This is a genomic window from Plantactinospora sp. KBS50 (assembly GCF_002285795.1).
Classification (GTDB): Bacteria; Actinomycetota; Actinomycetes; order Mycobacteriales; family Micromonosporaceae; genus KBS50.
Genome location: NZ_CP022961.1, coordinates 3,285,786 through 3,310,408 on the forward strand (window position 1 = coordinate 3,285,786; position 24,623 = coordinate 3,310,408).

Genomic DNA, 24,623 nt, shown 5'->3' on the forward strand with positions numbered 1-24,623 from the left:
CTGCGGACCCGGCGCGCCCGGCTGACCCCGCAGGCCATGGGCCTCACCTCGTACGGTGCCCGCCGTGTTCCCGGGTTGCGCCGCGAGGAACTGGCGCTGCTCGCGGGGGTGAGCCCGACCTACTACACGCGGCTGGAGCAGGGCCAGAGCAGCAACGCGTCACCGGCGGTGATCGACGCGCTGGCCCGGGCGTTGCGGTTGACCGACGACGAGCGGGCACACCTGCACGACCTGGCCCGGCCGGTCGCGCGCCGCCGCCGCCGGGCGCCCCGGCCCGAGCACGCCAGCCCGAGCAGCGTACGGCTGATCGAGGCGATGCCCGCCGTCCCGGCGCTGGTGCTCGGGCCGCGTACCGAGGTGCTGGCCTGGAACCGGCTCGGGCACGCGCTGCTGGCCGGGCACCACGACCCCGCGGCGCCGGCCCGACCGGCCGACCGGCCGAACCTCACCCGGATGCTGTTCCTCGACCCGCACACCCGCGACCTCTATCCGGACTGGGCGACCGAGGCGGCGCGGGCGGTCGCCTCGCTGCGGCTGATCGCCGGCCGGCGCCGGGACGACCCGCGGCTCGCCGAACTGGTCGGCGAGCTGAGCCTGAACAGCGCCGCGTTCGCGACGCTGTGGTCCCAGCATCCGGTGCAGACGTGCGTGGCCGGCACCAAGACGCTGCGGCATCCGGAGGTGGGCGAGCTGGACCTGGAGTTCCACGTCCTGGACCTGCCGGACGGCAGCGGGCACCGGATCTTCACGTACACGGCCGCCCCGGGCAGCGCGGCCGAGGCGGCGCTGCGGCTGCTGGACACCGCCATCGACCTCGCTCCCGCGGGAGTTTCGGCCACAAAAGCGACAACAGGCGGCATCCCGGGGCGCAGAATCGGGGCATGCGGCAGCGATGGGACGGCGCGGTCGCCCTGGTGACCGGCGCCTCGTCGGGGATCGGGGCGGCGGTGGCCGGACGGCTCGCCGCCGGCGGCGCCCGGGTGTACGTGAGCGGCCGCGACCGCGGCCGGCTGGCCGAGGTGGCCGACCGGCTCGGCGGTACGGCGCTGCCGGCCGACCTCGGGGCGCCGGAGCAGGCCGGCGAGCTGGCCGGCCGGGTGCTGGCCGCCGCCGGCCGGGTCGACGTGCTGGTGCACAGCGCCGGCCGCGGCTGGGCGGCGCCGTTCACCGGCACGGACCCCGCGACCGTCGCCGAACTCGTGGCGGTCAACCTCACCGCCCCGGTGCTGCTGACCGGCGCGCTGCTGCCGGGGATGCTGGCCCGCGGGCGGGGGCGGCTCGGCTTCGTGGGCTCGATCGCCGGCCGGCTGGCGGTCCGGGACGAGGCGGTCTACTCGGCCACCAAGGCCGGGCTGGGCGTCTTCGCCGACAGCCTGCGGCAGGAACTGCGCGGCGGCCCGGTCACGGTGACCGAGCTGGTGCCGGCGGTGGTGGACACCCCGTTCTTCGTCCGGCGCGGCCGGCCGTACCCGCGCCGCGCCCCCCGGCCGGTACCGGCCGATCGGGCGGCCGCGGCGCTGCTGGCGGCGCTGCTGGCCGGGCGGGCCGAGGCGTACCTGCCGCGCTGGATGCGGCTGCCGGTGACGGTGCGGGCCGCCGCGCCGGCCACCTACCGCCGGCTGGCCGGCCGGCTCGGCTGACCGGCCGGCGGTCAGTCCGCCGCCCGGCCCGGCGGTCAGTCCGCCGCGCGACCGGCGGTCAGTTCGCCGCCCGGCCCGGCGGTCAGACCGCCGCGCGACCGGCGGTCAGTTCGCCGCCCGGCCCGGCGGTCAGACCGCCGCGCGACCGGCGGTCAGTTCGCCGCCCGGCCCGGCGGTCAGACCGCCGCGCGACCGGCGGTCAGTTCGCCGCCCGGCCCGGCGGTCAGACTGCCGCGCGACCGGCGGTCAGTTCGCCGCCCGGCCCGGCGGTCAGACTGCCGCGCGATCGGCGGTCAGTTCGCCGCCCGGCCCGGCGGTCAGACTGCCGCGCGATCGGCGGTCAGTTCGCCGCCCGCATGGCGCGCAGCGACTCGCGCAGCGAGGACATGGTGGCCAGCACCGCCGTCGGCTCGTACCCGCAGTGCGCCATGCAGTTGTTGCAGCGCACGTCCCGGCCCCGGCCGTAGGCCGACCAGTCGGTGGTCTCCACCAGCTCCCGGTAGGTCTTGGCGTACCCGTCGCCGAGCAGGTAGCACGGCCGTTGCCAGCCGAACAGCGAGTACGACGGGATCGCCCAGGCGGTGCACGGGAAGTCGATCCGGCCCTCCAGGAAGTCCAGGAACAGCGGGGAGTGGTTCAGCCGCCAGCGCTTGCGGCGGCCCTCGGCGAACGCCTTGCGGAACAGCGTCCGGGTCTCCGTCACGCCCAGGAAGTGATCCTGGTCCGGCGCCTTGTCGTACGCGTAGGCCGGCGAGATCTGCATCTGGTCCACGGCCAGGTCGTCGTTGAGGTAGTCGAGCACCTCGATCACGGTCTGCGCGGTGTCGGTGGAGAAGAAGGTGGTGTTCGTGTTGACCCGGAAGCCGCGCCGCTTGGCCTCCCGGACCGCGGCCACGGCCTGATCGAACACCCCCTCCTTGCAGACCGAGGCGTCGTGCCGCTCGCGCAGGCCGTCCAGGTGCACCACGAAGGCGAAGTACGGGGACGGCCGGAACTTGTCGATCTTCTTGGGCAGCAGCGCCGCGTTGGTGCAGAGGAAGACGTACTTGCGCCGCCGGATCAGCTCGGTCACCAGCTCGTCGATCTGCGGGTGCATCAGCGGCTCGCCACCGGCGATGGACACCATCGGCGCGCCGCACTCGTCGATCGCGGCCAGCGCCTGCTCCACCGGCATCCGGCGTTTGAGCACGTCCGCCGGGTGCTGGATCTTGCCGCAGCCGGCGCAGGCGAGGTTGCAGGCGAACAGTGGTTCCAGCTCGACCAGCAGCGGGAAGTGCTGCCGGCGGCGCAGCCGCTGGGTCATCAGATAACGGCCCACGCGGATGCTCTGGCGCAGCGGCATGCTCATGATCGGACCTCCTTCGGAAGGGTGAACTGGACGTCCTCGACGGAGACGGTGCTCTCGCGTACCTCGTGCGCGCCCAGGCCGCGCAGCGCGGCGACGGTCTGCTCGACCAGCCACGGCGGCGCCGACGCCCCGGCCGTGACGCCCACCGTGCGGGCGCCGGCCAGCCAGCGCAGGTCCACCGCGGCGACGTCGTCGACCAGGTGTGCCGAGGTGCCGGCCCGGTGCGCCACCTCGACCAGCCGGCGGGAGTTCGACGAGTTGGCCGAGCCGAGCACCAGCACCACGTCGGCGACGGCGGCCACCGCGCGCAGCGCGGCCTGCCGGTTGGTGCTGGCGTAGCAGATGTCGTCGCTGGGCGGCCCGGCCAGCGCCGGGAACCGGCGGCGCAGCACGGCCAGCACGTCCGCCACGTCCTCGACCGCCAGCGTGGTCTGCACCAGGTAGGACACCGCGTCCGGATCGGGCACCCGCACCCGTTCGGCGTCCCGGGCGTTCTCGACCAGGCTGATCCGCCCGGGCGCCTCGCCGAGGGTGCCCTCCACCTCCTCGTGCCCGGCGTGGCCGATCAGCAGCACGGTGCCGCCCCGCCCGGTGAACCGGCGCGCCTCGCTGTGCACCTTCGCCACCAGCGGACAGGTCGCGTCGATGACCGGCAGGCCGCGCTCGGCGGCGGCCGCGCGTACCGCGGGTGCCACCCCGTGCGCCGAGAAGACCGTGACGGCCCCCGGCGGGATCTCGTCGAGTTCGTCCACGAAGACCGCGCCGCGACCGGTCAGCTCGGCGATGACGTGCGAGTTGTGCACGATCTGCTTGCGCACGTACACCGGCGGGCCGTGCCGGTCCAACGCCCGCTCGACCACCTCGATGGCCCGTTCCACCCCGGCGCAGAACGAGCGGGGCGCGGCCAGCACCACCCGGCGGACCGTGGTCGCCGCGGCCCACTCGGCCAGCGCCGGACCCACCGGGTCGAGGGCGCGCAGGGCCGCGTGCACGCGCGGCAGCGTCGCCGGGGAGAACAGCGGGTACGGCGGGGTGTCGGCGACCGCCCGCACGCAGGCGCGCGGTCCCGGCGTACCGGCGTGCAGCGCCGCGGCCGACTCGGTGTCCACGGCCAGCGCCCCGGTGCGGGCCAGCCGGTCCCGGGCGCTGCCGTGCACCAGCCGGTCGGTGGTCACCACCGGCCCGAGGTGCACGGTGCGGCCGCGCCGGCGCAGCGCCGCGGCGATCAGCGGGGCGCTCGGGCACTCCAGCGCCCCGTGCGGGCCGCGGACCTCGGTGGCCACCACCAGGTCACCGGGGCGCAGCCGGTCGGTCAGGCCGCCGGCGATACCGGCGGTGGCCACCGCGGGCGGACCGCCGTACCGGGCGGCCCGCCGGGCCGCGGCGCTCGGGCCGGCACCGGTCCGCCGCAGCGGGCTGCCCGGCGGCAGGCCGCGGCGCAGCCGCCGGGCCTCCGGGCGCAGCGCGGCCAGCAGCAGCCAGTCGGCCGGCTGCCCGCCGGCCGGCACGTCCCGGGTCGCGGTCACCGGGGCGCGTCCCCGGCGCCGAGCAGCCGGCCCAGCGCGCTGACCGGGAAGACCAGCCGGTACAGGTGGTAGTTGATGGAGAAGTCGCCCGGGAAGCCGGTGCCGGTGTAGAGGTCCTCGTCCCATCCGCCGTCCGGGCGCTGCCGCTCCACCAGCCAGCCGATCCCCCGCCAGGCGCGGTCGGTGTCGCCGGCGCCCGCGGCGTGCAGCGCGAGCAGGGCCCACGCGGTCTGCGAGGCGGTGGACGCGCCGCGGCCCCGCCAGCCCGGCTGGCGGTAGGAGCGGATGTCCTCGCCCCAGCCGCCGTCGGGGTTCTGCACCCGGCCCAGCCAGTCCAGTGCCCGGCCGACCGCCGGGTGCTCGGCCGGCAACCCGGCCGCGATCAGGGCCGGAACCGCCGCGCCGGTGCCGTAGACGTGGTTCACCCCCCACCGGCCGAACCACGAACCGTCGCGTTCCTGGGCGCGCAGCAGCCAGTCGACCCCGCGGCGGACCGCCGGGGAGCCCGCGCCGCCCTGCACCGCGAGGGCCTCCACCACGTGCGCCGTGACGTCGGCGCTGGGCGGGTCGATGACCTCGCCGAAGTCGCAGAACGGCAGGTCCCGGGCGATGCCCCGGGTGTTGTCGACGTCGAAGGCCGCCCAGCCGCCGTCCCGGCACTGCATGGCGTGCAGCCAGCGGTGGCCGCGCCGGACGGCGGCCGCGGTCGGCTCCCCCGCGCCGGCCCGGCCGAGCGCCAGCAGCACCTCGGCGGTGTCGTCGGTGTCCGGGTAGCCGTCGTTGTCGAACTCGAACGCCCAGCCGCCGCCGGGCGGCGTGCCGGGCCGGCGCACCGCCCAGTCCCCGGTCACCCGGATCTCCTCGGCCAGCAGCCAGTCGCCCGCCCGGCGCAGCGCCGGATGTCCGGCCGGCACCCCGGCGTCGGCGAGCGCGGTCACCGCCAGCGCGGTGTCCCAGACCGGCGACTGGCACGCCTCCAGCCGCCGTACCGGCCCGGCCGGGGTGTCCTCGCGGATGGTGAACCGGTCCAACCCGGCCAGGCCGGCGCGCAGCACCGGGTGCTCCAGCGGGTAGCCGAGCAGGTGCAGGGCCAGCAGCGAGTAGACCCACGGCGGCTGGATGCCGCCCCACGAACCGTCCGCCTCCTGCCGCGCGATGATCCACTCGGCGGCCCGGCGCAGCGCGTTGCGGCGTACCGGCCCGACCGGGTGCCGGTCGTAGCCGTGCAGCACGCCGTCCAGCCGGTGCAGCCAGCCGGCCCGGGTCCGCAGCGGCGGGGCCGGCGCGGGCCGCCGGCCGGTGCGCAGTTCGGCCAGGCCGAAGCCGAGCGGCCGGATCGGGCGCAGGGTGCGGACCACCGCCAGCGGCACGATGGTCTGCCGGGCCCAGCAGGCGAAGTCGTAGATGTTCAGCGGCACCCAGCGGGGCAGCAGCACCACCTCCGGCGGTACGGCCGGCAGCGCGTCCCAGGGCCATTCGCCGAACAGCGCCAGCCAGATCCGGGTGAACACCCGGGTCCGCTCGATCCCGCCGTGGGCCAGCACGAACCGCCGGGCGCGGCGCAGGTGTTCGGCGTCGACCGGGTCGCCGGCCAGCCGCAGCGCCGCGTACGCCTCGACGGTGGTGGACAGGTCCCCCGGGCCGCCCTCGAAGGTGGCCCAGCCGCCCTCGGGCTGCTGCCGCGAGCGGATCCACCGGGCCGTGTCGGCCAGTTCGTCCGGGGTGACGATGCCCAGGAAGTGCCGCAGCAGCAGGTCCTCGGCCTCCATCGTGACGTTGGTGGCCAGTTCCCCTGCCACCAGCCGGCATCGTGCTGCCGGGACAGCAGGTGGTCGCGGGCGCGGGCCAGCGTGGTGGCGGCCCGCTCCCGCAGCCCGGCCGGGGGTACCGGACGCCCCGGCGGCACCGGCCCGCCCGGCGGTACGGGCCGGGGCTTGGGTCCGGGTGGCGGCGCGGGCCGGGGTTTCGGTTCGGCCGGCGGCGCGCTGGTGGTCGGCCCGCCCGCGGTGGCGGTCGCGGTGGCGGCGCCGGTCGCGGTCCCGCCGGCGGTGGTGCTGGCGGTGCTGGCTCCGCCGGCGGCGGTGCTGGTGGTGCTGGCTCCGCCGGCGGCGGTGCTGGCGGCTGCCGCCGCGCGGGCGGCCACCGCCGCGGCCGGCACCGGCTCCGCGGCGGCCACCGTGCGGGCGTCGGCCGGGGTCTCCGGGGTCTGCGGTACGCCGGCCGGCGCGGCGGACCGGCGGTGCCCGGTCGTGCGGGCCATCAGTGGTTCCGCCCGGTGCTGAAGTGGGCCAGCGCGACCAGTTCGTCGTGCGCGTCGGCCAGCCCGCCCATCCCGGCCGCACCATCCATCCCGGCCGCACCGTCGATCCCGGCGGCACCGTCGATCCCGGCCGCACCGTCCAGCGCGGCCAGCGCGTCCAGTTCGGCCAGCGCCTCGGTGCGCAGCCGGTCGGCCTGCTTGGCGGTCCAGTCCCGGGCGCCGGTCTCCTCGATCAGCGCCGCGGCCAGCGCCAGGTCGGCATCGGAGAGTTCCCCGGGCCGCGCGTACAGCTCGGCCAGCCGCTCGCTGGCCGGGCCGCCCGCGGTCAGCGCCCGGACCACCGGGACCGACTTCTTGCGGGCGCGCAGGTCGGCCAGCACCGGCTTGCCGGTGACCGCCGGCTCGCCCCAGATGCCCAGCAGGTCGTCGGCGAGCTGGAAGGCCAGCCCGAGCTGGTCGCCGTAGCGGGCCAGGCCGGCCCGCAGCGCCGCGGGGGCGGCGCAGAGTTCCGCGCCGATCGCGGCGGCGCAGCTCAGCAGCGCGGCGGTCTTGCCGCGGGCCATGGCCAGGCACTCGTCGAGGGTGACGTCCAGGCGCTGCTCGAACGCCACGTCCTCGGCCTGCCCGGCGATCAGCCGCCGCACCGCCCCGGCCAGGCAGCGCGCCGCGGCCGGGCCGCCGGGCGCGGGCGCCTCGGCCAGCACCTCGCCGGCGAGGGCGAGCAGCGCGTCCCCGGCCAGGATGGCCGGGCCGATCCCGAACGCCGCCCAGGCGGTCGGCCGGTGCCGGCGTTCGACGTCCCGGTCGATCACGTCGTCGTGCAGCAGCGAGAAGTTGTGCACCAGCTCGATCGCGACCGCCGCCGGTACGCCGTCGCGGGCCGGCCGGCCGGCGGCCCGGGCGGAGAGCAGCACGAGCGCGGGGCGCAGCCCCTTGCCGCCGCCCCGGGTCGTGGGTATCCCGTCGGCGTCCCAGAAGCCGAGCTGGTAGCCGGCGGTCCGGCGGGTCCGCTCGTCGATCCGGTCCAGGGACCGCAGCAGGTCGGGCCGGACCAGTTCGTCGACCTCGGTGAGGATGCCGGACAGGGTCAGGGTCATGTCAGCGCCTCCGTCGTCGGTGTACGCGCCCCGAGATGGGCGAGGACGACGTCGGCGGCCCGCTGGCCGCTGCGTACGGCGCCCTCCATGGTGTCCGGCCAGCCGGTGTCGGTCCACGCGCCGGCCAGGGCGAGCCCCGGCAGCGCGGTGCGGGACGCCGGCCGCAGCGCCCGGGTGCCGGGCGCCTGCCGGAAGGTGGCCCGGGGTTCCCGGGTCACGAACGCATCCCGTACCGCGGTCCGGGCCGCGGCCGGGAACAGCTCACCCAGGGCAAGCACCTGGGTGCGGATCAGCTCCGCGGCCGGCCGGCGCAGCACCGCGTCGGCGGCCGAGAGGGAGACGACCAGGTACTGCCCGGAGGATCCGGCCGGCGTGCGGTCGAAGATCCACTGTGCCGGGCTGTCCAGGGCCGCCGCGAACGGCAGCGCGGTCACCGGTTCGGCGTACCGCAGGTGGACGTTGACGATCGGCGCGGCGCCCAGCCGGACCCACCGGTCGCGGTCCGGCGCGGCCGCCGCCGGGACGAGTTGGGCGGCCGGTTCGTGCGGCAGCGCCAGCACCACGGCCGCGGCGGGGAGCCGGAACCCGTCGCCGCCGACCTCGTATCCGGCGCCGGTCGGGACGATCTCCCGGACCCGGGTACCGGCCAGCACGGTGGCGCCGGCGCGTTCCAGCGCGGCCCGGGCCGGCCGGCCGTGCAGGTCCAGCAGCGGGACCGCGGGCAGGCCCAGGTCGGCCGCGTCGACGGCGTCCAGCAGCCCGGTGCGGAAGACCCGGGCGGCCAGCGCGAGCGAGGACCCGGCGGCCGGCGCGTTCAGCGCGGCCACGCAGATCAGGTCCCAGAACCGGCGTACGGTCGGCCCGTCCTGGCCGTGCGCGGCCAGCCAGGAGCCGAAGTTGGCGTCGTCGGCGCCCGGGTCGTCCGGGTCGACCCGGCGCAGCGCGGCGGCGGCGCGGATGGCCGCCCAGCGCTGCCGGGGCCGCAGCGGTCGGTAGCCGGCCAGCGCCGGCAGCAGGTGAGCCGGGGCCGGCAGCCGCCGGCTGCGGACCAGCCGGTGCGCGGCCGCGCCCGGACGCAGCACCGGGACCGCGAAGACGTCCTGCTGGATCACCCGGCCCGTGCTGCCGATGCGGTCCAGCAGTTGCCGGTAGGCGACGTAGCAGCGCAGGAAGACGTGCTGGCCGGTGTCGACCATCAGGTCGCCGCGCGGGAACGAGTAGGTGGCGCCGCCCAGGTGCGGTCGGGTCTCCAGGAGCGTGACCGGCAGCCCGGTGTCGGCCAGCCGCAGCGCCGCGGCGATCCCGGCCAGCCCGCCGCCGATGACGCAGACCCGCTCGGCGCTCACGCGCCGCTCCCGGCCATCGCCCGGGCCGCCACGTACGCCTTCTCCCAGCCCGGCAGCGACACCCGGCGGTGGGTCACGGCCAGCGGCTCGGCGAAGATCCGTTCCAGCAGCCGGTGGTAGATGCCGGCCATCGCGGCCACGCAGGCGGCGCTGCGCCGGTCCAGCAGCGGCAGCAGGGCCAGCCCGGTGCGGTAGTGGGTCTCGGCCCGGCGGGCCTGGAACCGGACGAGATCGGCGAGTCGCTGCGGCGGATCCTCGACCAGGCCGCCGGGCGCCAGTTCGAGGGTGCAGCCGAACCGGCGCAGGTCGGCCGCGGGCAGGTAGATCCGGCCGGTGAGCCGGTCCTCCACGATGTCGCGCAGGATGTTGGTCAGTTGCAGTGCGATGCCGAGCGCGTCGGCCAGCCCCGCGGCGTGTTCCCGGTCGACCCCGGGGCGCAGGTCGAAGACCCCGAGCGACAGCCGGCCGATGGACCCGGCCACGCAGCGGCAGTACCCGACGAGCTGGTCGAAGTCCTCGTAGCGGGTGCCCCGCACGTCGGCCACGCAGCCGTCGACCAGTTCGTCCAGCGCGGCCAGCGGGATCGGCAGCCGGGCCGCCGCGTCGGCGAGCGCGACGTACACGGGGTCGTCGCCGCCGTCGGGCAGCCGGTGCAGCGCGGCGCGGACCTGGTCGAGCTGGGCCAGCCGGGTGGCCGCCGGCAGGTCCCCGTCGCCGATGTCGTCGATCCGCCGGGCGATGGCGTACACGGCGCTGAGCGCCGCCCGGCGGTCCGGCCGCAGCAGCCGGATGCCGTAGGAGAAGTTGCGGGCCTGGGTCCGGGTGATCCGCTCGCATTCCCGGTAGGCGGCGGCCACCGCCGGCACGGCGGTGGCCGTCATCGCGGCCTCACCACCATGGCCCGCAGCCACTGGCCGGCGACCCCGGTACGGCGCGGGCGGGGCGGGCCGGGCATCGGGTCGTAGCCGCTGCGGCGCAGCGCGCCCAGCGCGGCCCGGCCGCCGGCGAGGTAGCCGGCGACGGCCACCCGCGCCCAGCCGTGCAGCCCGGTCAGCAGCGGCGCGCCCGCGTCCAGCAGCGCGCCGGCCCGGGTGGCCTGGAGCCGGATCGCGCAGCGCAGCGGTCCGCTGGCGTGCCGGGCGGACAGTTCGTTGTCGCAGACGCCGAACCGGGCCAGGTCCTCGGCGGGCAGGTAGACCCGGCCGCGGCGGCGGTCCTCGGCGACGTCCTGGAGGTGCTCGACGATCTGCAGGGCGGTGCAGACGCAGTCGGACAGTTGGATCCGCTCGGCGGTGGCGACGCCGAACACGTGCAGCACCAGCTCGCCCACCGGGTCGGCGGACAGGTGGCAGTACTCCAGCAGCTTGTCCCAGCTCGGGTAGCGGCTCACCTGCTGGTCCCGGCGGTTGGCCTCGATCAGCCGCAGCAGCGGCTGCACCGGCAGCCGGCACCGCACGACCGTGTCGGCCAGCCCGGTCAGCACGGGGTGCAGGTGGTCGACGCGGTCGGCGGGCCGGCCGGCGGCCAGCGCGTCGAACAGGTCGAGCAGTTGCGTCTCGAAGGCGTCCAGCGCCGCGGTGCGGTCACTGCGCCGGATGGGCCGGCCGTGCCGGTCCGGTTCGTCGCCCAGGTCGTCGACGTACCTGGCGTACCGGTACAGCGCCCGCAGGTGCTGGCGCGGCTCCGCGGGCAGGATCCGGAGCGCCACCGGGAAGTTCTCCCCGGCCATCACGCTGTCCGGGGTACGGCCTGCCGGGACGGCCGCCGCCGGGGGTTGGCCGGGACCGCTGTTGGTCAGATCGAGCACCGGTGTGCTGCCTTTCGCCGAGGTCCGCGCCGGTCGCGCCCAGCCCGGTGATGTCTTTCAGTAGTCGCATGCTTGCTCTAAGTGATCAGCTTGAGCGTACATAACTTTGCCCGGCGACACGGCATCCGTCCGGAATTCTCCGGTACGCCCCGGTGACCGCTACCGGGACCGGGTCGTGGTGGCCAGCCAGATGCAGACGGTCATCGCCAGGCCGCCGGCGACCTGCACCGCGAGCCGGCCCGGCTCGGTCGCCAGCGTCTCCTGGAACGCGGTCACCCCGACCACCACGCCGGTCAGCGGATCCAGCAGGGCGATCGCGGTCAGCGGCGCGGCGATCGGGCCGCCCTGGAAGGCGTTCTGGTTCAGGGTGAGCGCCGCGACGCCGATGACCACCAGCGCGTAGGACTCCCAGTGCGTGAGGACCGCGAGCGGGCGTTCCGAGAAGATCGCGGTGAGCGCCTTCAACAGCGCCGCGGCCAACCCGTACAGCACCCCGGTGGCGATCCCGAGCAGCACCCCGCGGGCCGCGTCCCGGACCCGCCAGGCCAGCGCCAGGCAGACGACCACGACGAGGCCGGCGACCGCACCCACCCGCAACCAGTCCGCGGTCGGCGGCTGCCCCACCCCCGCCCGCGGGCTGGCGGCGGCCAGGAAGGCGCTCAGCCCGACCACGCCGAAGGCGACCACCACGGCGTCCCGGCGGTGCGGGCGGCGGCGTTCCAGCGCGGCCTCGATCGGCAGCGCCATGAACACCCCGCTCAGCAGCAGCGGCTCCACCAGCGCGAGCGGACCGACGCTGAGCGCCACCGCCTGCAGGAACGTGCCCACCGCGTCGGGCACCCAGCCGAAGAGCCACAGTGGCCGGCGCAGCAGGCGCAGGATGAGCCGCGGGTCCAGGGTCCGGGTCTCGTCCTCCTGCTTGGCAGCGTGCTGCTCGAGCGAGGCGCCGAGGGCGAACCCGACGGCCGAGCCCAGCCCGAGCACGATGGCGAGCGGATTCACCGGGTCAACGTTGAAGGATGCCCGCGGTGTCGCGGCCGGTCGCCGGGCGGGCCTGGCCCCGCCGGCGTCCGGGAGTGCCCTGGCTGCGCGCGTAGCCGCGCCACGCGAGCACGCAGACGGCAGCCGCCACCAGTGCGGCGCCGGTACGGCGCCGACGCCGCCGTCCGGACCGGCTCCGCCGCGTCTCGCGGTCCCTCGGGGCCGGGTCGGCCGGCGTCGCCACGGCGGCGATCACCGCCGCGGGGTCGGACCGGAACAGCGCCAGCCCGACGTCCCGCTGCCGGCGCCCGCGCGGGCCGTCTGCCAGTTCACCGAGCACCCGGCGCAGGTCGGCCCGCCGGCGGATCCACGTGACCACCCCGACCCGGTCCATCAGCGCGGCGTTCGCTCGGCCGTGACCGGGAATCGGGCGGTACGTGGCGATCGGCACGCCGCTGGCCATCGCCTCCAGCGCGGTCAGGCCACCCGCGTTCTCCACCAGCACGTCGGTGGCGCGCATCAGCTCCGGCATGTCCTCGACCCAGTCCAGGACGTACCGGTGGCCGGCCCGGCGCAGCCGGCGGGCCAGCGCCGCGTTGCGGCCGCAGACCACCACCGGGGTGACCTGCCCGGTGCCGGCTATCTCGCGGGCCGTGCGGGCCACCGCGCCGACCCCCCAGGAGCCGGCGACCAGCAGCGCGAGCCGGCCCCGCGCCGGCAGCCCGAACCGTTCCCTGGCCCGGCGGCGCCCGTCCGGTCCGGCCGGCCGGAAGCCCGGCGCCACGAGCCGGCCGACCACCTCGACCGGGCCGGCGCCGAGCGCGCCCGCCTGCTGCGCGGTGGCCGGCGCGGCGGCGCAGTGCAGGTCGACCCCGGGCGACACCCAGATCGGGTTGACCGCGAAGTCGGTCAGGTAGGTGACCACCGGCACCGGCAGCCGGCCGGACCGCCGCAGCGGGCCGAGCACCTGGCTGACCACGGGATACATGGAGACCACCGCCCGGGTGTCGGCCGGCAGCGCCCGCAGCGCCCGCGCTCGCACCGGCCGCAGCAGCGCCCGGGTGCTCGCACCGGCGCCCGGGAAGGCGCCGCCGAGGGCGAACAGGAAGCCGTAGCACCACGGCAGCCGGCTCACCATGCCCTGATAGGTGCCCTGCAACAGCCGCCCGATACCCAGCGGGAACAGGTCGGCCAGGTCGATCTCGTCGACCGCCAGGCCGTACCCGCGCAACCGCCGGGCCAGCTCGCGGCTGGCACCGTCGTGACCGGCGCCCGCGCTCGCGGAGATGATCACGACGCGGCCCGGCGGGTCACCACACCCGAATGTCGGCATTCGCCCGTCTACCCGCACATCCGAGGAAGATTCCTGTCCGGCCCGGCCCGGCGACCCCGGCCCGGCGCCGTCGGCAAGGATGTGGGGGTGCGGATCCTCATCGCCACGGCCGGTTCCCGCGGGGACGTCGTCCCGTACACCGGGCTGGGTGTCCGGTTGCGGGGGGCCGGGCACCGGGTCGCCATCGCCACCCAGGACCGGCTCGCGGACCTGGTCACCGGCTCCGGGCTGGAATTCCGGTCACTGCCCGGGGACGTACGGGCGTTCCAGGAGTCCCCGGCCGGGCGCCGGCTGCACCGGGCCGGGTCGGGGCCGCGGGGCGTCCTGGACTTCGTCCGGCTCGGTACGCGGTTTGTCCGGTTGCTCGGTCCCGGGTTGGTCAGCGCCGCGCGGGACGCCGACGTCCTGCTGCTGTCGACCGTCACCGCCCCGCTGGGCTACTCGGTGGCCGAGGCGTACGGCATTGCGAGCCTCGGCGTCTTCCTGCAACCGGTGGAGCCGACCGCGGAGTTCCCCCCGGTCGTGCTCGGCGCGGCGCGGCTGACCCGGTGGGGCAACCGGGCGGCCGGCGCGGCCGGGGAACGGATCAGCCACCGCGCGTACGCCGCGGCCTCCCGGCGGCTGCGGGCGGACCTCGGCCTGCCGCCCGTCCCGGTGGGCCGGTTGCAGCGGGCGGCGGCCGCGGCCGGGTGGCCCGTGCAGCACGGCTTCAGCCCCACGGTGGTCCCCGGCCGGCCGACTGGCGGCCGGGGCTGGACGTGGCCGGCTACTGGTGGCCGCCGCCGGTGCCCGGCTGGGAACCGCCGGCCGACCTGGCCGACTTCCTGGCCGCCGGGGCGCCGCCGGTGTACGTCGGCTTCGGCAGCATGCTGGGCCAGGCCGGCGTACTGGACGAGTTGATCGTGCCGGCGCTGCGCCGGGCCGGGCTGCGCGGGGTGGTGCAGCGCGGTTGGGCGGGCCTCGCGCCGCGCACCGCCGGCCGGGACGACCTGCTCGGCATCGACGAGGTCCCGCACGAGTGGCTGTTTCCCCGGATGGCGGCCGTGGTGCACCACGCCGGCGGCGGCACCACGGCCGCCGGCCTGCGCGCCGGGGTGCCCGCCGTGCCGGTCCCGATGCTCGGCGACCAGCCGTTCTGGGCCGCCCGGCTGCGCGGGCTGGGGGTGAGCCCGGACGTGCTCCCGCCGGCCCGGCTCGGCGTACCGCGGCTGGCCGCGGCGTTGGCCGCGGCGGTGCGCGACCCGTCGTACGCCCGGCGGGCGCGGACGCTCGCCGGGCGGCTGGCCGGCGAGGACGGCGCCGCGGCGGTGCTGCGGGCCGTCGACCGGCTGGGCTGAGCCGGGCCGGTCAGACCGGCTGGTGCCGGCTGGCCAGGCCGGGCGGCGCGGCGGCCAGCGCGGCGCCGATCGCCTCGGCCAACGCCCGCGCGGACTCCTCGGTCAGCTCGACCGCCACCCGGGCACCCGCTCCGGCGCCCGGGTCGAGAAAGTCGATGTTGACGGTGTGTCCGTACGGCGCGTGCTGCGGATGGTCGACGTACACCATGGCCCGGCGGGCCGGAAACCAGCCGCCCGGGCCCTTGGCGCTGCCCTCGATGTCCCGGTGTTCGGTGAGGTACGTGCACACGGCGGCCTCCTCAGGCGGTCAACTGGCGGTCGAAGAAGTCCCGGATCCGCTGCCAGGCGTCCACCGCGGCGGCCGGCCGGTAGCTCGGCCGGTTCACCGCCAGGAACGCGTGGCCCGCCTCGGGGTAGGTGTGGAACTCGTGCGGCTTGCCGAGCCGGTCGAGTTCCCGGTCCAGCTCGTCGGTCTGCTCCGGCGACGGGAAGCGGTCCTCCGCCCCGAACACCCCCAGCAGCGGGCAGGAGAGCCGGTCGGCCTGGTCCAGCAGCGGCGTGACGGCCAGCGGGAACCCCTCGGGCGGGTCGCCCACCACGAACGCGCCGTAGCAGTCGACGGCCGCCTGCAGCGGCAGCCGGCACGCGGCCAGGAACGCCTGCCGGCCGCCGGAGCAGAAGCCGATCACCCCGATCCGCCCGTTGCTGCCGGGAATCCCGCGCAGGTACGCGGCGGCGCCCTCGACGTCGCCGACCAGCCGGTCGTCCGGGATCCCGCCGGCGGCGCGGGCGATCGCGGCGGCGTCGTCCGGGTCGGCGCCCGGGGCCTCCCGGCTGTACAGGTTGGGGCAGATGGCCTGGTAGCCGTACGTCGCCAGGCGCCGGGTGATCTCCTTGGTCGGCTCGTCGTAGCCCGGCAGGTGGTGGATCACCACCACCCCGCCGAAGCTGCCCGGCCCGTCCGGACGGGCCACGTACGCCTCGATCCCGTCGCCGCCCGCGCCGCCGATCGTGACCGTCCCGGCCCTCATCGCGTCCCGCACCGCAGTCTCCTCCCAGCCAGCACCGCCCGGTCGAGCCGCGACCGGCCTGTTCACCGCCACGGCCCTATGGTTAGCCTAGGTCAAGTAGTTGCAACGGCCCGGACGGGGGCCGGTGGCCGGACGGCCCGCCTCCGGGCACGCCGTCGCAGCGGCGGAGCCCGTTCCGGGTCCACAGGGAGGTGAGCGCCGGTGACCGCGCCCGAGACCGGGGACGACCTTTTGGCCAGCCGGCTCCGGCTGGCCGTCGGCCGGTTGCATCGGCGGATCCGGCTGGCCAGCAACGACGTACCGCCGCTGCAACTGTCCACGCTGGCCTCCATCGAACTGCACGGGCCGCTGCGGCTCGGCGAGCTGGCCCAGCGCGAAGCCGTCAGCCCACCCACCATGAGCCGGGTGCTGGCGGCCCTCGACGAGCGGGGGCTGATCGCGCGTGCCCCCGACCGCAGCGACGCCCGGTCCACCCGGGTGACCCTCTCGGACGCCGGCCGGCGCGCCCTCGCGGAGATCCGCGGCCGGCGGACCGCGCTGCTCGACGCCCGGCTGGCCCGGCTGGACCCGGACCAGCGGGCCGCGCTGCGCGACGCCCTGCCCGCCCTCGAAGCGCTGGTCGAGGACCCACCCCGGCCGGACGCCTGACCGGCGGCGGGCACGGGCACCCGCGCGCCTTGCGGGTCTCCCGGGCCGCGGTGTCACACGGGCCGCGGTGTCACACGGGCCGACGCGGTGCCGCCGGGACGAACCGGTCCCGGTCGGGCTTGGACCACCGGCACGGGGGTAAGGCTGCGGGCGGACCCCGCGCGGAACAACGCGTACCCGCCACGACGGGAGGCCAGATGCCACCGACCGTGCTCACGGTGGTCGCCGGTTCCTCCAGCCTGCACCTGGCCCACGTACGGGACGGCACGGTGATCCACCGGCTGGACCGCGCCGACCCGCCGGACTCGGCGGCGGCGACCCGGGAGACCGACGGCTTCCTGGCCGCGCACGGCCGGCCGGACGCGGTCGGTCACCGCCTGGTGCACGGCGGGCAGCTCGTCGTCGCGCCGCGGGTCGTCGACGACGCCCTGCGGGCCGGCCTGGACGCGCTCCGCGACCTGGCACCGCTGCACCTGCCGCCGGCGCTGCGGCTGCTCGACCTGTTCCGCGAGCGGCTGCCGGACATACCCCAGGTGCTCTGCCCGGACAGCGCCTTCCACGCCGGGCTGCCGGCGCAGGCCGCCAGCTACCCGCTGCCCGCGGCGTGGCGGCGCCGTTGGGGGCTGCGCCGGTACGGCTTCCACGGGCTGTCCTACTCGTACGCGCTGCGGCGCACCGCGGCGTTGCTGGGTCGCCCGGCCGGGACCCTCCAGGTGGTGCTGACCCATCTCGGCGGCGGCGCCTCGGTCTGCGCGGTCCGCGACGGGCGCAGCGTGGACACCTCGATGGGCTTCACCCCGCTGGACGGCGTACCGATGGCCAAGCGCTCCGGGGCGGTGGACCCCGGCATGCTGCTCTGGCTGCTCCGGGACGACCGGCTGAGCCTCGACGAGCTGGCCGAGGGTCTGAACCGGCGCTCGGGCCTGCTCGGGCTCTCCGACGGCCGGTCCGACGACACCCGGGAGCTGGTCGCGGCCGCCGCCGAGGACCCGGCCGCGGAGCTGGCGCTGGCCGTCTTCGCCCACCGGGTACGCCGGGAGGTCGCGGCCGCCGCGACCAGCCTGGACCGGCTCGACGCGCTGGTGTTCACCGGCGAGATCGGCTGGGACCAGCCCGAGGTACGCCGGGACGTCTGCGCGGGGCTGTCCCTGCTCGGGGTACGACCACCGGCGCGGGCCGGGAACCGCCCCGACGACGGTGCGGTCTCGGCGCCGGATGATCCGGTGCCGGTGCTGGTGGTCGAGCCCCGGGAGGAACTCGCGGTCGCCGCGGACACCCTGGCCGCCTTGGCGGGCTGAGCGACCGCCGCCCGACGCCCGCGCCGGTACGCCGGCGCGCGGTGAACGGGCGCCGGCGGCCGACCGGTCGGCACCGCACGGTGCGGTGAACATGCGCTCGCGTCCGCCCGGCGCGGCGTGCCGTCCGGGTAGGGTTCGCACCGGCGGAGGGAGACGCTGTGCACCACGTGGAGGCTTGGCTCGGCACGCTACCCGCGGCCGGCGTCTACCTGCTGGTCGGGCTGGTGATCGGCGTCGAGAGCATGGGCATTCCGCTGCCCGGCGAGATCGTGCTGGTCAGTGCCGCGCTGCTGGCCGCCGCCGGGGTGGTCGGTCCCGGCGGGGTGGCGGTCGCCGCGGCGCTGGGCGCCATCGTCGGGGATTCGATCGGGTACGCCGCGGGCCGCCGGGGCGGCCGGCCGCTGCTGGACCGGCTGGGCCGCCGCTTCCCGCGCCACCTCGGGCCGGAACAGATCGACCGGGCCGAGCGGATGTTCGCCCGGTGGGGCGTCTGGGCGGTGTTCCTCGGCCGCTTCGTGGCCCTGCTGCGCATTCTGGCCGGACCGCTGGCCGGCGCGCTGCGGGTGCCGTACCGGCGGTTTCTGCTGGCCAACGCGGCCGGCGGGGTGGTCTGGGCGGTCGGCACGACCTACCTGCTCTACACGCTCGGGCGGGTCGCCGAACGATGGTTGAAGGATGTCTCCTGGTTGGCCCTGGTGCTGGCGGTGCTGGCCGGGCTGGCGAGCACCCTGTGGCTGCGCCGGCGGGCGCGCCGGGCGGCCGGCGCCGGGAGCCCGGCCGGGCGGTCCGATCGTGATGTCCGTCATGTCGGGAACGTCGGGCGGAACGGGAACGTTGTGCCCCCGGACGACGCGATCCGGTCGCCCGCGACGAAGGCCGTCGTGGCAACCGGCGGCGGCACGGAGACCGGCGGGGCGATCAGCGCCGGTACGGAGGCCGGAAGGGCGGGTGGGACCGGACGTTCCGCCGGCCGGGCGGGCGGCGGGGGCCGACCGGTCCGGCCGGCGGAACGGCTGCCCGGCGGCTGATCACCGCCAGCGCCGCCACCGGGAGGTCCTGCGCGGCCGGACCAGGTCCGCGGCCTGCCGGAGCAGTCCGGTCGCCCGGGACGGGCCACGACGCTTCTCGATGGCCTGGCTCAACCCGCGCGCCCCGGCCGCCGCCAGCGGCAGGGCGATGGCGGTGATCGCAAACCGCTTTACCAGCATCCTCATATCGTTTCTCCAGGTTCGCCGGCTTGACTGTGCCGAGTCTGGATGTACCCCGCACCGGGAGCGCCCATGCCAACCACGCCACGACGGCCACACCACGGCCGGCCACACCGGGCCGCCGTGCTCGGCCGCGCCCGCGGCACCGGCCGGGCCGGCGCTGCGGGTCCGGTCCACGGGCGTCCGGGTTTCCGCGCGTACGGCCCGGGGCACGTTTCCCCGCGCCCGCACGGGAGGCTGCCATGAGATCGAGTGCGACCGCCGCCGCGCCGTCCAGCGGCCGCGACGCGCTGTCCACCGACCCCGACGCCCCGACGCGCGACCACGACGTCCCGGCCACCGGCCCGGGCGTACCGGGTGCGGGGCGGTCGGCGGGCCGGGACCGGTACCTGGACCTGTGGCGGGCCGCGGCGCTGGTCCGGGTGGTGGTGTACCACGTCTTCGGCTGGCTCTGGCTGACCGTGCTGTTCCCGGCCATGGGCCTGATGTTCGCCCTGGCCGGCTCGCTGATGGCCGCCTCGCTGGACCGCACGGGTCCGGCCGCCGTCGGTCGCCGGCTGCGCCGGCTGCTGCCGCCGCTGTGGGCGTTCGGCGCGATCGCGGTGCCGCTGCTGCTGCTCACCGGCTGGCGCGCCCGGCCGGCCGGCGAGCTGGGGTGGGGCGAGCTGATCTGGTGGGTGCTGCCGCTGCGCACGCCACCGGCCGGCGACCAGCCGTGGGCCTGGGCGTTCAACGTGGTGCTCTGGTACATCGTCACGTACCTCTGGCTGGTGCTGCTGTCCCCCGCGCTGCTGGCCGTCTTCCGGCGGTGGCCCTGGCCCACGGTGGCCGCGGCGGCGCTGCTGCCGATCCTGGCCCGGTTCGGCGTGGCCCGGCTGGACGGCTACTTCTCCGAGCAGGCGACGAACGTCTCCAGCTACCTGGCCTGCTGGCTGCTGGGGTTCGCCCATCATGACGGGCTGCTGCGCCGGATCCCGGCCCGCCGGTACGCCGCCGCGGTGGCGGCGCTGGCCGTGGGCGGGGCCGGCTGGATCGTCGCGGCGGGCGCCCTCGGCGGCGTCTACGACCTGAACCGGATCCAGGGCGGCAACACGCTCTGGTCGCTGGCGTTCGTGGCGACCGTGCTGCGGTTCCGGCCGTCGCTGGACTGGCTGCCCCGGGTCCGGCCGCTGCACCGGGCGGTCGAGGTGCTGAACGCCCGGGCCGTCACGGTCTACCTGTGGCACCTGCCGGTGGGCATGGTCGCCGCGCTGCTGCTCACCCCGTACGACACCCGCAACTACTGGGCCAACGTGGCGATCCGGCTGCTCGTGGTGTGGCTGCTGCTGGCCGTACCGGTGGCGGTCTTCGGTTGGATCGAGGACGTCGCGGCCCGGCGGCGTCCCGCGCTGCTTCCGGCCGGCGCGCCCGCCCGCGGCCCGCGACCGACCGCGGCCGGAAACCCAACCGCGACCGGAGGCCCGGCGGCGACCGGAGGCCCGGTCGAACGCCCGGTCGAAGGCCCGGTCGAAGGCCCGGCGGAGCGCCCGCGGCGCACGGTGCACCTGTGGGCGGCGGTACGGCGGTGGGCGGCGGCACCGCGGTGGGCCGCGCGCCGGCCGGGCAACCCGTGGCACCGGGGCATGGTGGGCGGCGTTGCCGCGCTCGCCGTGCTGCTGGCCGGCGCCGCGCTGCACATGGTGCCCGGTCTGCCGGTGCCGGTGCCCGGTCCGGTCGTGCAGGCCGAGACCCCGCGGTACCTCAGCGACCAGGTGCTGGTGTTGGACGACGCCGACGCCGAGGCGCCGGACCTGGTGGCGGTCTCGGCGGCCGCCGGGGACAGCGCCGTGACGGTCGGCGGCACGGCGTACCCGAACGCGGTGGTGGCCCGCACCCCGAGCCGGATCCGGGTCCATCCGCCGTCCGGGTGTGACCGGCTGCGGGCGCGGACCGGGATCGGGCAGGCCGACGAGGCCGCGTCGGTCACCTTCGCGGTCCAGGCCGACGGCGCCACGGTGTTCGACTCGGGGGCGCGGACCGTGGCCGACGGGACGGCCGAGGTGGACGTCCCGCTGCCGGCCACGACCACCGCCGTCGAACTGGTCGCCACCAGTTCGTCCGGGTCGGCGTCCGCGGTCTGGGCGGACGCGCACTTCCTCTGCGTCTCCTGACCCGGTCCGGGTCCGGACCGGGTCAGGACAGACCGGGCGCACGACGCAGCGGTCGTGCGTACGGGTCAGACGTACAGCGCGATGGCGTCGTTCGCGCCGACCGTGGCGGTGAACCGGCCGGAGCTGTCGACCGTGTACGTCGGGCCGGTGCACCCGCTGCCGGTGCGGTCGCCGTGCTGCACGTCGCAGTAGGTGCCGGCCGGCAGCGAGGTCTGGAACGTCTGCGTCACCGCGAACGACTCGTGGTTGATCGCCACGTACCCCTTGCCGCCCCGGCCGAAGGCGATCGCCTGGTAGCCGTTGGACCACCAGTTCGTCACGCCGGTGCCGGCGACCGCGTTGCGGAAGCCCACCATGTTGGCGATCTGCCGCCACAGGTGCTGGCACTTCCAGCCGTCGCTGAAGCAGGCGTTCACGGTGCCGCCGTTGGGCGGGCCGGCGGCGGTGTCGCTGAACTCGTATCCGGAGTAGACGTTCGGCGACCCGTACGGCCAGGCCAGCAGGTACACGTTGGCCAGCGTGTAGGTGGCGTTGTACGTGTAGTTGAGCGTCGAGCCGTTGCGCTCGGTGTCCCAGTTGTCGACGAAGGTCCGGGCCTTGCCGCTGGGCAGGTAGCCCCAGGACTGGCCCCAGTTGTTCAGGTACGCCAACCGCTCGTTCGTGAAGATCCGCTTGAGGTCGTACGCGGCGCGGAACTCGTCCACGTCGCCGTTGCCGGTGTACTCCTGCGGCTGCACGGCCTCCCCGGCTCCGTAGATGACCTCCTGCACCCAGAAGATGCCGGGGTTGGACAGCCTCGCCTTGATCGCGGCCAGGTCGGCCGCGGCCATGTGCTTCGCCGCGTCGATCCGGAAGCCGTCCACGCCCATCGAGATCAGGCTGTTCAGGTAGCCGGCGATCCTGCCGCGCACGTAGTCGCTGCCGGTGTTCAGGTCGGCCAGGTCGACCAGCTCACAGTTCTGCACGTTGGACCGGTCGGCGTAGTTGGTGATCGGGCTGTGACAGGAATGGAAGTCCTGCACCTGGTAGTAGCCGGGATAGTCGTACTTGGTGTAGCTGGAGCCGCCGGTGCCGGTGCCGGAGCCGGCGCTCATGTGGTTGATCACCGCATCCGCGATCACCTTGACCCCGGCGGCGTGGCACGTGGTCACCATCGCCCGGAACGACGACTCGGACCCGAGCCGGCCGGCGATCCGGTACGAGACCGGCTGGTAGGAGGTCCACCACTGGGGGCCCTGGATGTGTTCCTGCGGCGGCGACACCTCGACGAACCCGTACCCCTTGGGGCCGAGCGTCGAGGTGCAGGCGGCGGCGACCGAGTCGAACCGCCACTCGAACAGGGTGGCGGTGACGTCCCGGGCGCCGGGCGGGGCGGCGAGCGCCGGTCCGGTGGCCGGGCCGAGCAGCCCGGCGGCGCCGGTGGTGGTGGTGGTGGCCAGGACGGCGGCGGTGAGCGCGGCGAGCAGGGTGGCGGCGCGGCGGCGCCGGTGGGATGAGCGGCCGGGCGGGGGCACGGCGGTGTGCATGGTGGCCTCCGGACCGGGGCGGGACGGTCCGCCCCGAAAGCGGGTACGGGGGGTGCGCCGTGCCGCGGCCGGACCGCGTCGCCGGGGACGCCGGCCGGACCCCCGCACAGCGCCTGCAAAGTTTCTGCAAGATTGACGAAACTTGCTGGAAACTTGTGACGGACTCTAGGAGGCGGAACCACCATCGTCAATAGCCGGGCCGGCCACCGAGGGACGAAACGACGCCGCCGTCAGCGCCGCAGGGCCGCGGCGACGGCGGCGCCGGCCGCGCCGGCCGCGACCGCGGACATGGCCAGCAGCGGGCGGTGCCGGGACAGCCAGACCTGCGGGCTGCGCCGGTGCGCCCGGTCGTCGAACGACCCGTGCGCGCCGAAGTCGGTGCCCCGCCCGTCGTCGACCGGGTGCCAGAGGTTGGCCGGGCGCCGCGGGTCCGCCGGCTCGTCGGTCTGCTGCGAGCCGAACCCGGTACGCGCCAGATAGCGGTCCAGCAGACCCGGAATGATCCGGTTGGCCAGGATGGTGGCCACCGTGGAGGCGCCCACCCAGTACTCCCGGCGGTTCGGGTGCTCGGCCGCGTACGCGATGGCCCGCGCCACCACCTCGGGCTGGTAGATCGGCGGCACCGGCTGGGCGTGCCGGCTCAGCCGGGACAGCACCCAGTCGAACTGCGGGGTGTTCACGGCCGGCAAATGCACCTGGGTGACCCGCACCCGGGTGCCGGAGTGCATCAGCTCGGTCCGCAGCGAGTCGGTGAACCCGACGATCGCGTGCTTGGCGCCGCAGTACGCCGACTGCAACGGGATGGACCGGTACGCCAGCGCCGAACCGACCTGCACGATCGTGCCGGAGTTGCGGGGCAGCATCCGGTCCAGCGCGGCCCGGGTGCCGTACACGTAGCCGAGGTAGGCCACCTCGGTGACCCGCCGGAACTCCTCCGGCCCGATCTCCACGAACGGCGCGAAGACCGAGGTGAACGCGTCGTTGATCCACAGGTCGATCGGACCCAGTTCGGCGCTGGCCCGCGCCGCGGCGGCCTCCACCTGGCGGTGGTCGGCCATGTCGGTCTCGATCGGCAGCGCCACCCCGCCGGCGTCCCGGACCTCGGCGGCCGTCGCCTCCAGACCGGTCGAGCCGCGGGCGAGCAGGGCTATCCGCATCCCCCGGCCCGCCAGCTCGCGGACCACCGCGCGGCCCACCCCGGCGGTGGCGCCGGTGACGACCGCGACCTGTGAGTGCCGTGCCGCGCCCATACCGTCTCCCCCTTCGGACACCGACCGTCCGGGCCGTCTTCCCCCTGCCGGGCGCGGTAATCATCAGGGCCGCGCCGACGTGTCAGCCGCGCCGCCGCGGGTAGCCGGCGGCCATCCGGACCCGCCCGGCCACCCGGACCCGCAGGGCCACCCGGACCCGCGGGGCCACCCGGACCGGCGGGGCGCCGGGCGCCTGCGGCGGACCCGGACCGGCCGACCCGGACCGGCCGACCCGGCGCGGGGAGCGCGACCGAGGGGTGGGGGCATGGCGTGGCTGCTCGCCGACCCGGCGCGGCTGTGGCAGGCGGCGCTCAAGGCCGTGCTGCTCTTTCTCGCCGTCCTGGCCCTGCTGCGGATCACGGACCGGCGGACGCTGGCCGAACTGGCCCCGTTCGACTTCGTCGCGATGGTGAGCGTGGGCGCGGTGCTCGGCCGCACCGCCACGGCCAGCGACACCGGCCTGCTGGTGGGCGTCGTCGCCCTGGTCAGCCTCGTCGCCGCGCATCAGCTGGTGGCCCGGCTGCGGCGACGGCCGGTGCCCCGCCGGATGGTGGACCGGCCCATCCAGCGCCTGGTCGACGAGGGCCGGGTGATCGCCGTGGCGCTGCGCCGGGCCGGGCTGGTCGAGGCCGACCTGTACGCCGCGCTGCGCCAGCACGGCGTGGCCCGGCTCGCCGAGGTCCGCTACGTGTTCTACGAGACGCGGGGCCGTTTCTCGGTGGTCGGCTGGTCCGCGCCGACCGACGAGGAGCCGGTGGCCTCGGCCCTGGCCGCGTCGGCACCGTACGTGCGGCCGGTGCCGCGCGGCCCGGACCGGCCCTGACCGGCGGCCCGGAC

24 protein-coding genes and 1 pseudogene are annotated in these 24,623 nt (G+C 76.5%); 10 read left to right on the forward strand and 15 right to left on the reverse strand.

Going from position 1 to position 24,623, the window contains the following annotated elements:
* Positions 1 to 36: 36 nt before the first annotated feature.
* Together CIK06_RS14705 and CIK06_RS14710 are read left to right on the forward strand one after the other, a co-directional pair.
* On the forward strand, positions 37 to 918 hold the full coding sequence (locus CIK06_RS14705) for a helix-turn-helix domain-containing protein (protein ID WP_232534308.1): 882 nt from the start codon (positions 37 to 39) through the stop codon (positions 916 to 918).
* Positions 882 to 1,640, forward strand: a complete 759-nt coding sequence (locus CIK06_RS14710) for an SDR family oxidoreductase (protein WP_095565303.1) — start codon at positions 882 to 884, stop codon at positions 1,638 to 1,640. Before CIK06_RS14705 ends, CIK06_RS14710 begins: the two co-directional genes overlap by 37 nt.
* A gap of 340 nt (positions 1,641 to 1,980) precedes the next feature.
* Here CIK06_RS14710 and hpnH read toward each other — a convergent pair whose 3' ends face one another.
* The 4 genes and pseudogenes from hpnH to shc all read right to left on the reverse strand — a co-directional run bounded on the left by hpnH (position 1,981) and on the right by shc (position 6,313).
* Positions 1,981 to 2,988 carry an adenosyl-hopene transferase HpnH gene (gene hpnH, locus CIK06_RS14715; protein ID WP_095565304.1) on the reverse strand — a complete coding sequence of 336 codons (1,008 nt, stop codon included), beginning with the start codon at positions 2,986 to 2,988 and terminating at the stop codon, positions 1,981 to 1,983.
* Positions 2,985 to 3,938: a 4-hydroxy-3-methylbut-2-enyl diphosphate reductase gene (ispH, locus tag CIK06_RS32450; RefSeq protein WP_255408601.1), complete on the reverse strand. Its 954-nt coding sequence runs from the start codon at positions 3,936 to 3,938 to the stop codon at positions 2,985 to 2,987. The genes hpnH and ispH overlap by 4 nt, the downstream gene beginning before the upstream one ends.
* 186 nt (positions 3,939 to 4,124) lie before the next feature.
* A pseudogene (locus tag CIK06_RS32455) lies at positions 4,125 to 4,514 on the reverse strand (hypothetical protein); the annotation flags it as partial.
* A complete protein-coding gene (gene shc, locus CIK06_RS31040; protein ID WP_232534219.1) occupies positions 4,511 to 6,313 on the reverse strand; it encodes a squalene--hopene cyclase in 1,803 nt (600 codons plus the stop codon). The gene shc and the pseudogene CIK06_RS32455, both read right to left, overlap by 4 nt.
* A 135-nt stretch (positions 6,314 to 6,448) precedes the next feature.
* On the opposite strand from shc, the gene CIK06_RS30000 reads away from it, so the two are divergent.
* A complete protein-coding gene (locus tag CIK06_RS30000; protein WP_198348247.1) occupies positions 6,449 to 6,796 on the forward strand; it encodes a hypothetical protein in 348 nt (115 codons plus the stop codon).
* Here CIK06_RS30000 and CIK06_RS14735 read toward each other — a convergent pair.
* From CIK06_RS14735 to CIK06_RS14760, 6 genes are all read right to left on the reverse strand, one after another.
* A complete protein-coding gene (locus CIK06_RS14735; protein ID WP_095565306.1) occupies positions 6,774 to 7,871 on the reverse strand; it encodes a polyprenyl synthetase family protein in 1,098 nt (365 codons plus the stop codon). The two genes, CIK06_RS30000 and CIK06_RS14735, sit on opposite strands and share 23 nt — an antisense overlap.
* A complete protein-coding gene (hpnE, locus tag CIK06_RS31045) occupies positions 7,868 to 9,217 on the reverse strand; it encodes a hydroxysqualene dehydroxylase HpnE (protein ID WP_095565307.1) in 1,350 nt (449 codons plus the stop codon). The genes CIK06_RS14735 and hpnE overlap by 4 nt, the downstream gene beginning before the upstream one ends.
* On the reverse strand, positions 9,214 to 10,098 hold the full coding sequence (gene hpnD / locus CIK06_RS31050) for a presqualene diphosphate synthase HpnD (RefSeq protein ID WP_095565308.1): 885 nt from the start codon (positions 10,096 to 10,098) through the stop codon (positions 9,214 to 9,216). The genes hpnE and hpnD overlap by 4 nt, the downstream gene beginning before the upstream one ends.
* Entirely contained in the window at positions 10,095 to 11,024 is a 930-nt protein-coding gene (gene hpnC / locus CIK06_RS14750) for a squalene synthase HpnC (RefSeq protein ID WP_198348248.1), read from the reverse strand. The genes hpnD and hpnC overlap by 4 nt, the downstream gene beginning before the upstream one ends.
* 159 nt (positions 11,025 to 11,183) lie before the next feature.
* Positions 11,184 to 12,026: a DMT family transporter gene (locus CIK06_RS14755; RefSeq protein ID WP_095565309.1), complete on the reverse strand. Its 843-nt coding sequence runs from the start codon at positions 12,024 to 12,026 to the stop codon at positions 11,184 to 11,186.
* A 4-nt stretch (positions 12,027 to 12,030) separates the two neighbouring features.
* Entirely contained in the window at positions 12,031 to 13,299 is a 1,269-nt protein-coding gene (locus CIK06_RS14760) for a UDP-N-acetylglucosamine--LPS N-acetylglucosamine transferase (protein WP_232534220.1), read from the reverse strand.
* Positions 13,300 to 13,425: 126 nt separating this feature from the next.
* Between CIK06_RS14760 and CIK06_RS14765 the strand changes: the two genes are divergently transcribed.
* Entirely contained in the window at positions 13,426 to 14,238 is an 813-nt protein-coding gene (locus CIK06_RS14765) for a glycosyltransferase (protein ID WP_232534221.1), read from the forward strand.
* Positions 14,184 to 14,675, forward strand: coding sequence for a glycosyltransferase (locus CIK06_RS31055; RefSeq protein ID WP_232534222.1), 492 nt, complete (start codon positions 14,184 to 14,186; stop codon positions 14,673 to 14,675). The genes CIK06_RS14765 and CIK06_RS31055 overlap by 55 nt, the downstream gene beginning before the upstream one ends.
* Before the next feature lie 10 nt (positions 14,676 to 14,685).
* On the opposite strand, the gene CIK06_RS14770 is transcribed toward CIK06_RS31055, so the two are convergent.
* Positions 14,686 to 14,964, reverse strand: a complete 279-nt coding sequence (locus CIK06_RS14770) for a DUF6295 family protein (protein ID WP_095565311.1) — start codon at positions 14,962 to 14,964, stop codon at positions 14,686 to 14,688.
* Between the two features lie 10 nt (positions 14,965 to 14,974).
* A complete protein-coding gene (locus CIK06_RS14775; protein WP_095565312.1) occupies positions 14,975 to 15,718 on the reverse strand; it encodes a dienelactone hydrolase family protein in 744 nt (247 codons plus the stop codon).
* A gap of 189 nt (positions 15,719 to 15,907) precedes the next feature.
* Here CIK06_RS14775 and CIK06_RS14780 point away from each other — a divergent pair, with 189 nt between their 5' ends.
* The 3 genes from CIK06_RS14780 to CIK06_RS14790 all read left to right on the forward strand — a co-directional run bounded on the left by CIK06_RS14780 (position 15,908) and on the right by CIK06_RS14790 (position 18,680).
* Positions 15,908 to 16,354: a MarR family winged helix-turn-helix transcriptional regulator gene (locus CIK06_RS14780; protein ID WP_095565313.1), complete on the forward strand. Its 447-nt coding sequence runs from the start codon at positions 15,908 to 15,910 to the stop codon at positions 16,352 to 16,354.
* A gap of 197 nt (positions 16,355 to 16,551) precedes the next feature.
* Complete coding sequence (locus CIK06_RS14785; protein WP_095565314.1) at positions 16,552 to 17,652, forward strand: acetate/propionate family kinase; 1,101 nt, start codon at positions 16,552 to 16,554, stop codon at positions 17,650 to 17,652.
* Between the two features lie 158 nt (positions 17,653 to 17,810).
* Positions 17,811 to 18,680: a DedA family protein gene (locus CIK06_RS14790; protein ID WP_095565315.1), complete on the forward strand. Its 870-nt coding sequence runs from the start codon at positions 17,811 to 17,813 to the stop codon at positions 18,678 to 18,680.
* Here the strand turns inward: CIK06_RS14790 and CIK06_RS14795 are convergent, their stop codons facing one another.
* Positions 18,681 to 18,866: a hypothetical protein gene (locus tag CIK06_RS14795; protein WP_232534223.1), complete on the reverse strand. Its 186-nt coding sequence runs from the start codon at positions 18,864 to 18,866 to the stop codon at positions 18,681 to 18,683.
* A 236-nt stretch (positions 18,867 to 19,102) separates the two neighbouring features.
* On the opposite strand from CIK06_RS14795, the gene CIK06_RS14800 reads away from it, so the two are divergent.
* On the forward strand, positions 19,103 to 21,010 hold the full coding sequence (locus CIK06_RS14800) for an acyltransferase family protein (RefSeq protein WP_095565317.1): 1,908 nt from the start codon (positions 19,103 to 19,105) through the stop codon (positions 21,008 to 21,010).
* 65 nt (positions 21,011 to 21,075) lie between these two features.
* On the opposite strand, the gene CIK06_RS14805 is transcribed toward CIK06_RS14800, so the two are convergent.
* The gene (locus CIK06_RS14805; RefSeq protein ID WP_095565318.1) at positions 21,076 to 22,536 is read right to left on the reverse strand and encodes an alpha-amylase family protein; all 1,461 of its coding nucleotides are present in this window, start codon (positions 22,534 to 22,536) and stop codon (positions 21,076 to 21,078) included.
* 230 nt (positions 22,537 to 22,766) lie between these two features.
* Positions 22,767 to 23,786, reverse strand: coding sequence for an SDR family oxidoreductase (locus tag CIK06_RS14810; RefSeq protein ID WP_095565319.1), 1,020 nt, complete (start codon positions 23,784 to 23,786; stop codon positions 22,767 to 22,769).
* 265 nt (positions 23,787 to 24,051) lie between these two features.
* Here CIK06_RS14810 and CIK06_RS14815 point away from each other — a divergent pair, with 265 nt between their 5' ends.
* Positions 24,052 to 24,609, forward strand: a complete 558-nt coding sequence (locus CIK06_RS14815) for a DUF421 domain-containing protein (RefSeq protein WP_095565320.1) — start codon at positions 24,052 to 24,054, stop codon at positions 24,607 to 24,609.
* Positions 24,610 to 24,623 lie beyond the last annotated feature (14 nt).